The sequence below is a fragment of the Clostridium sp. genome, from assembly GCF_026168755.1.
GTDB lineage: Bacteria > Bacillota > Clostridia > Clostridiales > Clostridiaceae > Clostridium.
On sequence record NZ_JAPFDR010000061.1, the window covers coordinates 1 to 12,976 of the forward strand.

The following is a 12,976-nucleotide window of genomic DNA, read 5'->3' on the forward strand; positions in this document are numbered from 1 at the left end:
ATTTTATTTTTGCCTCCGATACCGAAGGTCTTTTTGTCATATCCAATTTTTAAATTTTAGTTGATATTACAACGTTATTTTTTAATTATTATTAAAAATTAGCCATAGGCTATTTTTTCATACGAAACTTTACACTATCTATTATTTTATATTTACACTAAAAAATGTCCCCCCTTATTATAATTATTATGTATAAATTATATTTTTTACTATTATAACAATAAGTATGAATCAATGTAAACATTTACCACAAATATTCGCAATAAAAAAATAGACTTAAACTATATATTATAAGTTTAAGTCTATTTTTTTAATTTTAGTAATTTACGATTTGAGCAAAATCAGTAGCAACTAAGCTAGCTCCACCAACTAAAGCACCATCAATATCAGATTGAGCCATTTGAGCCTTTATAGTTCCAGGTTTAACTGATCCACCGTATTGGATTCTCACTTTGTTAGCAACTTCTTGACCAAACATTTCAGCAACAACGCTTCTTACAGCCATTATTGTTTCATTAGCTTGTTCATCAGTAGCAGTTTTACCAGTTCCAATAGCCCAGATTGGTTCATAAGCTATAACAACTTTTTCTGCTAATTCTGGTGCTAAACCTTCTAAATCAGCTTTAATTTGAGCTCCAACAACTTCGTTAGTTGTTCCATTTTCTCTTTGTTCTAAAGTTTCTCCACAGCAAAGGATTGGAGTTAAGTTGTGAGCGAAAGCAGCTTTAACTTTCTTGTTTAATGCTTCATCAGTTTCGTTGAAGTATTCTCTTCTTTCACTGTGTCCTAAAACAACATAGCTAACACCCATAGCTTCTAACATTCCAGGAGCAACTTCACCAGTGAAAGCTCCTTTTTCTTCAAAGTGCATGTTTTGAGCAGCAACTTTGATATTTGATCCTTCAACTGCTTTTAATACAGCATCTAAGCAAACAAAAGTAGGACAAACTACTACATCACAAGTAGCATCCTTTACTAATGGTTTTAATTCGTTTATAACTTTAACAGCTTCTTCTGGAGTGTAGTGCATTTTCCAGTTTCCAGCGATAATAGCTTTTCTCATTTTATTCACCTCATAATTTAATTTTAAATAATTAGTTATGAATGAAGTTTTATACTTCATTCATAACCTTTAAATCCATTTTTATTAGACTTGGAATCTTATTTGTCGTTTAAAGCAGCGATTCCTGGTAAAGTTTTACCCTCTAAGAATTCTAATGAAGCTCCTCCACCTGTAGAGATGTGAGTCATCTTGTCTCCGAATCCTAAGATGTTAACAGCAGCAGCTGAGTCTCCTCCACCGATAACTGTTGTAGCATCTGCATCAGCCATAGCTTTAGCAACTGCAATTGTTCCTTTGTTGAAGTTTTCGAATTCGAATACTCCCATTGGTCCGTTCCAGATAACAGTCTTAGCATCTTTAATTGCATCAGCATATAAAGCTTCTGTCTTAGGTCCGATATCTAATCCCATGAATCCAGCTGGAATGTTTTTATCTTCAGTAACTGTAGCCTCAACATCCTTGAATCCATCAGCAATTCTGTGGTCTACAGGTAATAAGAATTTAACACCGTTAGCTTCAGCTTTAGCGATCATTTCCTTAGCGTAGTCCATTCTATCATCTTCACATAAAGAAGTTCCGATTTCATATCCTTGAGCTTTTAAGAATGTATAAGCCATTCCTCCACCAATGATAATTGTATCAACTTTTTCTAATAAGTTGTTGATAACAGCAATCTTATCTGAAACCTTAGATCCACCTAATATAGCAACGAAAGGTCTAACTGGATTGTTTACAGCTTCTCCTAAGAACTTTAATTCTTTTTGAATTAGGTATCCGCATACAGCTGTATCTACGAATTTAGTAACACCTTCAGTTGAAGAGTGAGCTCTGTGAGCAGTTCCGAATGCATCATTAACGTAGATATCACATAAAGAAGCTAATTCTTTAGATAATTCTTCTCCGTTCTTAGTTTCTTCTTTTCTGCATCTAGTATTTTCTAATAATACAACGTCTCCGTCTTTCATATCAGCAACAGCTTTTCTAGCATTTTCTCCAACAACTTCTTCATCTCTAGCGAAAACAACTTCTTTACCTAACATTTCGCTTAATCTTACAGCAACTGGTGCTAAAGTCTTAGAAGCATCTTTTCCTAAGTGTGAGCAAAGTATAACTTTAGCTCCGTTTTCAACTAAATATTTGATTGTTGGAAGAGCTCCTACTAATCTATTTTCATCAGTGATAACTCCATCTTTTAATGGAACGTTAAAGTCACATCTTACTAAAACTCTTTTACCGTTAACTTGAATATCTTCAATTGTCTTCTTATTAAAGCTCATTCTTTTCACCTCATAAATTTATTCATAGTTTTATTCATAATTTTAAAATAGGCCCGGTCTTATAAGTATGCCTTAGAGACCGGACCCTTTTTAGGATCTTATAAGAGTGCTTTTATAAGCATCTAAATCCATATATAATTATCTATTAAAAATTAAGCTAATTCAGCGAAGTATTTAATAGTTCTAACCATTTGGCTAGTGTATGAGTTTTCGTTGTCATACCATGAAACAACTTGAACTTGGTATAAACCTTCTCCGATTTCAGATACCATTGTTTGAGTTGCATCGAATAATGAACCGTATTTGATTCCGATGATGTCTGAAGAAACTAATTCTTCTTCAGTGTAACCGAATGATTCGTTTGAAGCAGCTTTCATAGCAGCATTGATTCCTTCTACAGTTACATTTTCACCCTTAACAACTGCAACTAAGATTGTGCTTGATCCAGTTGGAACTGGTACTCTTTGTGCAGAACCGATTAATTTTCCGTTTAATTCTGGAATAACTAATCCGATAGCTTTAGCAGCTCCAGTTGAGTTAGGAACGATGTTAACAGCCCCAGCTCTAGCTCTTCTTAAAGCACCTTTTCTTTGAGGACCGTCTAAGATCATTTGGTCTCCAGTGTAAGCGTGAATTGTAGACATTATTCCTGATTGAATTTCAGCATAGTTGTTTAAAGCTTGAGCCATTGGAGCTAAGCAGTTTGTAGTACAAGATGCAGCAGAAATTATGTTATCTTCAGCTGTTAATATGTCTTGGTTTACGTTGAATACAACTGTTGGAAGGTCGTTTCCAGCTGGAGCTGATATAACAACTTTCTTAGCACCTGCATCAATGTGAGCTTGAGATTTAGCTTTTGATACGTAGAATCCAGTACATTCTAATACTACGTCAACACCAATTTCTCCCCATGGTAATTTAGAAGCGTCAGCTTCAGCATATATTCTAACTTCTTTTCCATCAACTGTGATAGAATTTTCTCCAGCAACAACTGTATCACCTAAAGCGTATCTTCCTTGTGCTGAATCATATTTTAATAAGTGAGCTAACATTTTTGGGCTTGTTAAATCGTTGATAGCAACTATTTCATACCCTTCTGCTCCAAACATTTGTCTAAATGCAAGACGTCCTATACGTCCAAAACCGTTTATTGCAACTCTTACCATTACAATTACCTCCTAAAAATAGATATTATATATTTAAAATTAAATTTTAAATCAAATTAATTAAATGAAACTTTGGTCTCATTTATAAACTTTAATTAATTCTACAATTTTCCTTCCTGCAGATTCATCAGTAACTAAAACAGCATTAGAATTATTCATTTCTGTTGCAATTATAGCTTCTACTTTATTTTCTCCTGCAGCCACAGCAATATGTGTATTAATTTTTTTTGTATCATTAATATTAATTCCGATTGGAGTATTTTCTAAAACCACTTGGGAATTCTTATTAAAATAACACCCAAAAGCTTCTCCTACTGCTCCTAATTTTTCAAGTTTACTTATATAATCTTCTGATAATCCACGCTTTTTAGCCATATGGATTGCATTTCCTATTCCATAAATTAAAATATCAGCATTATGAATATTATCTATAACTTCTTTTATTTGCTTTTCTTTAAGAAGTCCTTCTAATACTTTATAATTAACATTCTCTGGAATATGTAATAACTTATAAGTCCCATCAACTTTATTAGCTAATGATGCTGCTAAATAATTAGCTTGACTTTCAACTTTTCTTCCCATTCCGCCTCTAGCTGGAATAACAAGAACATCCGAAATATTGCTTACTTTTGGGAATGCTTCAACAACTTCTTTTATTGTACTTCCCCCTGTAATAGCTATTATATCACTATTTTTTATTATATTTTTCACATAGTTAGCTGCTGCTTTTCCTAATTCCTTAAGTGTTGCTGGGTCTTCCTCAGCATTACCTGGAACTATAACAACATCTTTTAATCCTAAGAATGATTTAATACTTTTCTCAATATCATTTAATCCCTTTATTTTATGTATAAACTCTTTTAGACCTTCTAAAACATGTTGTCCATCTTTAGTAACGGTCATACCTGGGGTATTAATCTCTATTAAGTTTTGTGACTTTAATAAATCAATCTCATTTCTAACTATTCTTTCGCCAAGATTAAGTTCACTTGCAAGCATTCTTCTTCCAATAGGTTGGTTATAAAAAATTGTCCTTAAAACATTATATCTTTTTTCAAGGACTTCCACCAGCTCAGGAACTATCTTGCTTTGCAACTCTAATATTTCCTGCACTACAGACCCTCCTTTGGACTAAAAATGTCCCAGCAATGACTTTTATGTCCCACATCTATTATTATAAAACAGATATCTAAATTTTGAAAGTCTTTCTAGTAATTTTTTTAATATTTTTTTAAATTTTCTCTAATATTTTATACTATTTTCATATATCTATTCAAAAAGTAACTCTGTTTTTTATTCCAAACAAGGATTATTTAATGCTTTAAAGTAAAAAAATAGCAAGTAACACTTTCAAAATTGCTACTTACTATTTAAAATTTATTTTTCAATAAAGAAAAGTCCGCATGCTCTAGTTCCTGAGTGTATTCCTACCGTACATCCAACTTTAGCATCTATATATTCTATATTATTTTCTTCAAGATATTTTTTTAATCCTGAATAAATTTCTTCATTTAAAATTTCTAATAATACTATAGGAGAATTAATATCCACATTTCCATTTTCAAAATCAGAAATTACTTTCTTTAAAGATTTTTTGCTTCCTCTTACCTTATCTTTAACCGCCATTTGACCATCTTTAACTTCTAAAATAAGTCTTAGACCTAAAACACTTCCTATTGTACCAGCAGTCTTAGAAAGTCTTCCACCTCTTACCAAGTTATCTAATGATTCAAAACTTAATGAACTTTTAACTTTAGGAATAATATTCTTAATTTTTTCTTCAATTTCAAATATATTATCTCCATTATCTCTAAATTCACAAGCTTTTAATACTAAAACACCTAAACCAGATGTTACGTTTCTAGAATCAATAACTACTATATCATCAGTATCTAACATATTTTTAGCTATACATGCTGATTGATATGTTCCGCTCATTTCTGATGATAACACTAAAGTTACAATTTTATATCCTTCATCTAGATACTTCTTAAATACTTCCTCGAATCTATTTGGTGTTACTTGAGCTGTAGTTGGTAGTATATTTTCCTTTTCTATTCTATCCAACATTTCTCTAGTATTTATCTCTACTCCATCTAAATAACTTTCTTCTCCAAAGTTAATTAATAACGGTAAAACTTCTATTTTCTTTTCTTTTATAAGATCTGATGGTAAATCTAAAGTACTATCAGTAATAATCTTAATTTTTTCCATAAAAGTACCCCCTATTTTTATTTCATATTTGGAAATCCTATCTGCTTTAATGCCTCATACGCTATAATTGCTACTGTATTTGATAAATTTAAACTTCTTGTACTTGTTTGTACCATCGGAACTCTTATTCCCACATGTGCATTATGTACCTCTTCAGGAACACCTGATGATTCTCTTCCAAACATTATAAAGTCTCCATCTTGAAACTTTTCATCTGAATATATATTTCCACCATGTGTTGTAGATAAGAATATTCTTCTATCTCCATACTTAGACATAAAATCTTCATAAGATTCATGAACTTCTAATTTTAAATCTTTCCAATAATCTAAACCTGATCTTCTAACGGCTTTATCATCAATACTAAATCCTAAAGGCTTTATTAAATGAAGAGTTGAGTCAGTTAAAACGCAAGTTCTTGCTATATTCCCAGTATTTTGTGGTATTTCTGGTTGATATAAAACTATATTTAAATTCAATGAATTCACCCTCCAAAATAAAAAGTAAGATGTTATAACATCTTACCTTACACTATTTATATATCTTAAATGATACTATATAGTTTTTTAATAGTCAAAGCATTTTACATTTTATTAATTAAATATCTTTAAGCTCCTGGAGCTTCTTCAGTAGTATTTTCTGTCGGTGTTGTTTCTTCTGGAGTCGGAGTTGCTGGTGCTTCTACCTTTTTAGTTCCAACACTAACTACCTGATTTCTAGTTGAATATACATCAGTTGATATAAGTTCTTTATTTACTTGAACACCATTTTCATAAGTAATTAAATATCCACTTGCTTTATATCCATTAGCTCCTGATGATGTTACAACTCTTGTCCCTTCAGGCAAAGTAGAATCTTGCACTTCCTCAGTCCCATAAGTATAAGTTTCTAATATTTCATTAACAAGCTCATAAGTTCTTCCACCCATAGCTTCTTTATTTCCCCAAACATTAAATACTACTTTATTACCAGATAAATATCCTTGAATATATATTGGAAAATCATATGTATTTACAAACTTATAGTCTATATATCCAGCTGCAACTGTCGCATCTAATCCTGGCTTTGCATAACTAACAGTCATTGAGTGATTACGTCTTTCAGTAGATCTTATATTAGCTTGTATAACAGCTCTATAAAGAGCACTCGAAACTTGACATACTCCTCCACCATATCCCGGTACTATTTTAGAACCAACATATGTATTTGCTTCCTTATATCCTCTTTCTGGAGTTGTTGGACCTATTGTATTATTATAGCTGAATTCCTCCCCAGGCATTAATAAGGTACCATTAATGTATCCAGTTGAAATTCTTAAGTTTTCAACTCTTCCTGTATCAGAAGCACCAAAAGTACTTGAATAAGATGACATTACACCAGTAATCTTACTTAAATCTGCTGAAGTTATACTTGGTGAATAATCTTGTAAATCTACAGATACAGTTTCAACTTTTTCTGGATCTGGAGCTATAATCTCTTTTATTTTATTGCATAAATCATCTATATCTATATGTTTTCCTGTGACCTCCGGAGTTATAGAAATATTGCTACCACTAATTGATATTTTTGCATCTATAGCATCAACTTTAACTTGATCATTTACACTATTAGCAAATTCTTTAACTTTTTCTTCATCATAACTTAATACAGTATCAACGTTATAATTAACACCATTTTTTATTATTTTTTTCTTTTCAAACATTTTATTATCTTTTCCATAATTCAATGCTTCTTCTACTGTTTCATCAGCACTTACTGATGGACTTATATCAGAATACTTAAGTTCAAAAGTTTTATCACCAACAGTTACAGTTATAATTTTATTTCCAATTAAAGAAATTAACTGCTCATTTAATATGTTTACTGCTTCTTCTTTAGTTTTTCCACTTAAGTCTATACCATAAGCATATACCCCAGGATATATTTTATCTGCCCATGAATCGACTTCACTTTTTACGTTCATAAAATATCCAAAAGTTCCTCCTGCAATCAAAACTATAATAGTTGATATTATAATTATTAATTTCTTATTTTTAAACATAGTTTTTTTAAGCTTATCTTCATTTGCTTTTTCGTTACTCACAGTTCCACTCCTCCCAAAAATTTATATATAATTACTATAATTGCATTATATTCTAATTATATTCTATTATTTAATTTAATACAATTAATAAAATTATTACAATTTCTTAAAATTTAAACTAATAAACTTAAGAATAGCTTTACTTTAAATTGTAACTAAATTTATATTATATACTATAAAGCTATTCTTATACTACTCTATTATTTTATACTGTAAAACTACTTCTATTCTTAGATGTTTCACCATCTTTATCAAATGCTTCTATACTTATCCTTATAGCTCCTTTAACAGTAAACGGTAATTGATTTATATTTATTGAAAAACTAGTATCATTAGCATCTACTGTACCTATCCAATAATTATTTGCAAAAATATTATATCCTAATAAATCTGTGTCAGTATTTTTTCTCCAACTAATATTCAAAACATTTCCTTTTCTATTAACTGTAAGTCCTGTTACATTTCTAGGTTGAGTTAATAAATCTATACTATCTGGTCCCCAGTTTGCATCAACTGGATTTCCAACCCCTCCAACACTTGCACTTTCGCTATATTGCCATATTCTCCATCTAGTCCATCCACCTACATCTGGAGGAACTGGTGCATTTCCTGGAATTGCTGTATAATGAGCAATCCATAAAATCATATTTTTCAAAGGATATCCTTTATTAGGAACAAAGAAATTATTATACATCTCTACAAAAAATGCTCCAGTATAAAGCATTAATCTTCTTCTTGTTTTTCTTTCAAACCTTTTTCTGAATCTCTCTATCCAATTAATTAATGTAGAAGTAGAAATTGAGTTATCTGTAGGAGTTTCAACATCTAACACTGGAAATAAATCTCCATAATCTCTTTCTCCAAACCCCTCTTGAAGTATATTAATAAAATCATCACATTGTGAATCTGCCGTAGTTAAATCTGTACTTGGAACTCCAAAATGATATGCACCAACAGGTATTTTAAAATCTCTTGCCTTTCTAGCAAACTCTAAAAATTTTCTATCTACCCTGAATCTACCTGTGGCTGACCCTGAGGATCTTAGGTATAAAAAGTCTATAGTAGTTGCAAGAACTGTAAAGTCTACATTTTGTGTATACTCATTAATATCTATACCAAAAAGACTTTTATCACTTCTATTTTGCATAAAGCCCTCCAATAAAAAATTCTCCTTACTATATATAATATTTAAAATTACAGTTATGGTTACATCTAATAATTAAAAAAGCCTTATTTACATAAAAACAAATATACATTCCTTTTTTACTTTATAGTAATTAGACATCTTAATAAAATAAAAAGTTCCAAAAATACAAAAAAATTTTTCCTATATTTCTTAGAATAAAGGGACTCAGCTTCCGCTGAGTCCTTTTATTCTATACTTATATATTTCTCTTAACTTTTAAAGATGTTTCTATTATTTTATCTAAAAGACCACCATAGCTGATTTCTATTGCAGCTGCACTCTTAGGGAAAAGGCTTGCTGGAGTCATTCCAGGTAATGTATTTACTTCTAATATATATGGAATTCCACTTTTATCAATAATCATATCAACTCTAGCATATACTTGGCACTTTAAAGCCTTATAAGTTTCTAAAGCCATTTTTTCAACCTCTTTATGAAGCTCTTTTTCTAATTCAATAACTATTTCATCAGCTCCATCTGCTGCATACTTTTGAGTATAATCAAAGAAATCAGACTTTGGTTTAATAGCTATAACAGGCCACATTTTTCCATCAAATACTGGACAAGTGATTTCATCCCCTTCAATAAACTCCTCAATCATTACTTCTGTGTCCCATTTTAATCCTTCTTCAACTGCTGCTTGAATATCCTCTTTACTCTTTATCTTAAATGTAGCAACACTTGATCCCCCATTTGTTGGCTTAACGAAAACAGGATATCCCATGTCATCTATCTTATCATAATCTATTTCTTCTACAGATGAAACGTTAATCCATCTTGCAGTTCTAATATCATTTGCTTTTAATATTCTTTTTGTAAAGTCTTTATCCATACATAAACCTGAACTTATAGGTCCACATCCTGAATAAGGTATATCTAAAGTTTGAAGTACTGATTGAACAGTTCCATCCTCTCCAAATTTTCCATGAAGTGCTAATAATGCAAAATCTATATCTTTAACCTTGTTTACTATATCTTCTTTATTATCAATAACTATAGGAAATACTTCATATTTATTTTTATCTATTTTTTCAACTATTGAATTGCCACTTTTAAGTGAAATTTCTCTTTCTGAAGAAATTCCCCCCATTATTACTCCAACTTTCATATACATCCTCCTAAAACTTTAGTAATTATGTAGATATTGCTACATTTTTTCATATCAATTATATCATAAATAAATCTCCAAATCTTTGATTTAGTTAGCTAAAAATATTTATATTCTAATTTAAAATTTTTATTTTGTTTTAGCTTTTTGCTCCTTAAAATATTTACATCTATTAGTAAATGGACATTCACTACATTTAGGATTTCTCGCTATACAACATCTTCTACCATGAAATATTAATAAATGGTGTGTCAAGCTCCATTCTTTTTTGGGTAACTCTGCTTGAAGCTGCTTTTCAACTTCTAAAACATTATCCGAATCTGCCAATCCTAGTCTATTAGAAACTCTAAAAACATGTGTATCAACTGCAATAGATGGAACACCAAAGGCATTTGATAATACTACGTTTGCAGTTTTTCTTCCTGCACCTGCTAGACTTGTTATCTCTTCCATAGTTTTAGGAACTTCTCCGTTAAATTTGCTTTTTAATTGATTACACATAATTAATATATTCTTAGCCTTACTTCTATATAATCCTATTTGTTTTATTCTTGTTTCAAGTTCATTTATAGATAATGTTAGAAATGCATCAACATCTGGATAATCTCTAAATAAACCCTCTGTTACCTCATTAACCTTCTTATCTGTAGTTTGTGCCGATAAAATAGTTGCAACTAATAATTGAAATGGAGTTTCATAATTTAATTCACATTTAGCATCTGGATATAACCTTTTTAATTCCTCTAATATGATTTTAGTCCTTTGTTTCATTTAACTCTTTCCTCCCAATTTTTTAATCTTTCTATATATTCATTTATATAAGGCGAATCCCCTTTATATCTTTCTATATTTTCACCTTCATTATATAACTTTATTATAGCATTTCTCTTAATAACATTTTTCCCTCTCCACCCACAAGAAGTCCTTGAAATATTCTCCTTAAAAAATTTATTATTCATATCAGCATAAATATCACTTTCCAAATTACACATAAATTCTAAAGGCTTAAACTCTTCAATTTTTGAAAAATGTATATCTTTATTATATGGACATATATTTTGGCACATATCACATCCAAATATCTTACCTTTTAAAAGCTTTATATCAATATCTGTTAACTCCTTTTTTTGTGTAATATAAGATGAACATATATTAGGATTAATCTTATTTATATTTATAGATTTTGTGGGACATTCTTTATAGCAAATATTACATTCTCCACATTCTTTATATTCTTTTATATTTTCAAAGCTTCGTACTTCATCACTATTTAACTCTAAATCAGTAATTATTTCTCCTAAAAACACATAAGAACCATACTTCTCTGTTATAATCATATTATTTTTACCTATGAATCCAATATTGGCTAAATAAGCAATGTATCTTTCTGGCAATGTATTACTATCTACGAAAAAAATAGCCTCACCACCCCTTGATTTAATAAAATCACAAATGTTATCTAAATATTTTTTAACAACCCTATGATAGTCTAAGCCTTTAGTATATTTAGAAAATCCATTTTCTAAATTATTTTCTACCCAAAGATAGGGAAAAGCTATTGAAATAATAGTTTTTCCCCTTTCCATATACCACATTGGATTTATTCTTTTTTCTATATCGGCTTCTTCAAATTCATTTTCTAAATTCATTTCTTTTCTATACTTATAAAATTCTCTTAATTCATCAAACCTTCTACATTTTATAAATCCAACAGTATCTAAATTTAATGAATTACAATATTCTTTTAGCTCTTCTTTAATCATAAATTAAATCACCATATCATTATAAATTTCTTTGCTATTACCACTATAATCTTTTATTTCTATTATTGCTGACATTTTTTCTTCTGCTTTCATTATATTTTTAGCTGGAATTCCAACAGCTGTAGCCCCCTCTGGAACATCTTTTAAAACTACAGAATTAGCTCCTATCTTAGAATTAGTTCCAATATATATAGGTCCAAGCACCTTAGCCCCAGCTCCTATTATAACATTATCTCCTAATGTAGGATGCCTCTTTCCTTTATCTTTTCCTGTTCCTCCTAATGTTACTCCATGATATAAAAGCACATTATCTCCTATTTCTGCTGTTTCTCCAATTACTACACCCATTCCGTGATCTATAACTAATCCTTTTCCAATTTTGGCTCCTGGATGTATCTCTATTCCAGTAAAAAATCTAGATATTTGTGATACAAGTCTGGCTAAAAAGAATAACTTTTTAGTGTAAAGAAAATGAGCTATTCTATAAGAAATCATAGCGTGAATTGTAGGATAAAGTAAAAATACTTCAATTTTACTCCTAGCAGCAGGATCATTATCCATGACTCTATTTAAATCATATCTTAAATTCCCAAACATAAACATACCTCCTTTAACTAAATTGTTCGTTACGTGGAAGCGAAAAAATGAAATATTTATTTTCCAGTAACTGCAAAATTTTCACCTAGAATTTATATAATTGATTCCGTAAAGTTGGCTAAAGTTTTTAAACTCGCTATCACTCAAACAGTAAAAACTTCTTTACGCCAACTTTACTCCATCAATTATTAAATTCTACGGCTTAATTTCAATGTTCCTTCCAAATTAATATTTCATTTTTTCTTTTTTCATGTAACTAATTGCAACTTTTCACCTTATAGTTAATCATTTCTGCTACATATATATGACAAATCATTAACTTTTTAAGGGGGCATTGCAGTTCATCAAGTGGAAGAGAAAATATTAATGATATTGCCGCAAGGAATATTGTAATTAAGTTTTAGAATTTAATTGTTTTTGGAAGAAAAAGAGCGTTAAGAAGCTGAGGGAATGAAATGACTTTCGAAGCTTTAGCTCTTTTTCTGGAAAAAACAATATAAATTCTTAACGCAAATTACA

12 protein-coding genes are annotated in these 12,976 nt (G+C 30.2%); all 12 read right to left on the reverse strand.

Features of this window, described 5'->3' with window-relative positions:
- Nucleotides 1-316: 316 nt before the first annotated feature.
- Nucleotides 317-1,063, reverse strand: a complete 747-nt coding sequence (tpiA, locus tag Q0Y03_RS13915) for a triose-phosphate isomerase (RefSeq protein WP_133013753.1) — start codon at nucleotides 1,061-1,063, stop codon at nucleotides 317-319.
- Nucleotides 1,064-1,161: 98 nt separating this feature from the next.
- Nucleotides 1,162-2,340 carry a phosphoglycerate kinase gene (locus Q0Y03_RS13920; protein WP_297714414.1) on the reverse strand — a complete coding sequence of 393 codons (1,179 nt, stop codon included), beginning with the start codon at nucleotides 2,338-2,340 and terminating at the stop codon, nucleotides 1,162-1,164.
- A 152-nt stretch (nucleotides 2,341-2,492) separates the two neighbouring features.
- On the reverse strand, nucleotides 2,493-3,506 hold the full coding sequence (gap, locus tag Q0Y03_RS13925) for a type I glyceraldehyde-3-phosphate dehydrogenase (RefSeq protein ID WP_297714415.1): 1,014 nt from the start codon (nucleotides 3,504-3,506) through the stop codon (nucleotides 2,493-2,495).
- Nucleotides 3,507-3,584: 78 nt separating this feature from the next.
- A complete protein-coding gene (locus Q0Y03_RS13930) occupies nucleotides 3,585-4,619 on the reverse strand; it encodes a sugar-binding domain-containing protein (RefSeq protein ID WP_297714416.1) in 1,035 nt (344 codons plus the stop codon).
- Nucleotides 4,620-4,883: 264 nt separating this feature from the next.
- The gene (locus Q0Y03_RS13935; RefSeq protein ID WP_297714417.1) at nucleotides 4,884-5,720 is read right to left on the reverse strand and encodes a DegV family protein; all 837 of its coding nucleotides are present in this window, start codon (nucleotides 5,718-5,720) and stop codon (nucleotides 4,884-4,886) included.
- Nucleotides 5,721-5,737: 17 nt separating this feature from the next.
- On the reverse strand, nucleotides 5,738-6,199 hold the full coding sequence (locus Q0Y03_RS13940; RefSeq protein ID WP_297714418.1) for a tRNA (cytidine(34)-2'-O)-methyltransferase: 462 nt from the start codon (nucleotides 6,197-6,199) through the stop codon (nucleotides 5,738-5,740).
- 128 nt (nucleotides 6,200-6,327) lie between these two features.
- Nucleotides 6,328-7,803, reverse strand: coding sequence for a VanW family protein (locus Q0Y03_RS13945; protein WP_297714419.1), 1,476 nt, complete (start codon nucleotides 7,801-7,803; stop codon nucleotides 6,328-6,330).
- A gap of 205 nt (nucleotides 7,804-8,008) precedes the next feature.
- The gene (locus tag Q0Y03_RS13950; protein WP_297714420.1) at nucleotides 8,009-8,950 is read right to left on the reverse strand and encodes a glycoside hydrolase family 25 protein; all 942 of its coding nucleotides are present in this window, start codon (nucleotides 8,948-8,950) and stop codon (nucleotides 8,009-8,011) included.
- A gap of 235 nt (nucleotides 8,951-9,185) precedes the next feature.
- The gene (locus Q0Y03_RS13955) at nucleotides 9,186-10,097 is read right to left on the reverse strand and encodes a D-alanine--D-alanine ligase (RefSeq protein WP_297714421.1); all 912 of its coding nucleotides are present in this window, start codon (nucleotides 10,095-10,097) and stop codon (nucleotides 9,186-9,188) included.
- Between the two features lie 129 nt (nucleotides 10,098-10,226).
- Nucleotides 10,227-10,868 carry an endonuclease III gene (gene nth / locus Q0Y03_RS13960; protein ID WP_297714422.1) on the reverse strand — a complete coding sequence of 214 codons (642 nt, stop codon included), beginning with the start codon at nucleotides 10,866-10,868 and terminating at the stop codon, nucleotides 10,227-10,229.
- Nucleotides 10,865-11,860 carry a tRNA epoxyqueuosine(34) reductase QueG gene (gene queG, locus Q0Y03_RS13965; RefSeq protein ID WP_297714423.1) on the reverse strand — a complete coding sequence of 332 codons (996 nt, stop codon included), beginning with the start codon at nucleotides 11,858-11,860 and terminating at the stop codon, nucleotides 10,865-10,867. Before queG ends, nth begins: the two co-directional genes overlap by 4 nt.
- 3 nt (nucleotides 11,861-11,863) lie before the next feature.
- Nucleotides 11,864-12,457: a serine O-acetyltransferase EpsC gene (gene epsC, locus Q0Y03_RS13970; protein ID WP_297714424.1), complete on the reverse strand. Its 594-nt coding sequence runs from the start codon at nucleotides 12,455-12,457 to the stop codon at nucleotides 11,864-11,866.
- Between the last annotated feature and the right edge of the window lie 519 nt (nucleotides 12,458-12,976).

What these genes read in the sequence shown, in the direction of transcription:
- queG (WP_297714423.1), bottom strand. Translation starts at nt 11,860, where the DNA reads ATGATTAAAGAAGAGCTAAAAGAATATTGTAATTCATTAAATTTAGAT.
- Q0Y03_RS13955 (WP_297714421.1), bottom strand. Translation starts at nt 10,097, where the DNA reads ATGAAAGTTGGAGTAATAATGGGGGGAATTTCTTCAGAAAGAGAAATT.
- nth (WP_297714422.1), bottom strand. Translation starts at nt 10,868, where the DNA reads ATGAAACAAAGGACTAAAATCATATTAGAGGAATTAAAAAGGTTATAT.
- epsC (WP_297714424.1), bottom strand. Translation starts at nt 12,457, where the DNA reads ATGTTTGGGAATTTAAGATATGATTTAAATAGAGTCATGGATAATGAT.
- tpiA (WP_133013753.1), bottom strand. Translation starts at nt 1,063, where the DNA reads ATGAGAAAAGCTATTATCGCTGGAAACTGGAAAATGCACTACACTCCA.
- Q0Y03_RS13950 (WP_297714420.1), bottom strand. Translation starts at nt 8,950, where the DNA reads ATGCAAAATAGAAGTGATAAAAGTCTTTTTGGTATAGATATTAATGAG.
- Q0Y03_RS13920 (WP_297714414.1), bottom strand. Translation starts at nt 2,340, where the DNA reads ATGAGCTTTAATAAGAAGACAATTGAAGATATTCAAGTTAACGGTAAA.
- gap (WP_297714415.1), bottom strand. Translation starts at nt 3,506, where the DNA reads ATGGTAAGAGTTGCAATAAACGGTTTTGGACGTATAGGACGTCTTGCA.
- Q0Y03_RS13935 (WP_297714417.1), bottom strand. Translation starts at nt 5,720, where the DNA reads ATGGAAAAAATTAAGATTATTACTGATAGTACTTTAGATTTACCATCA.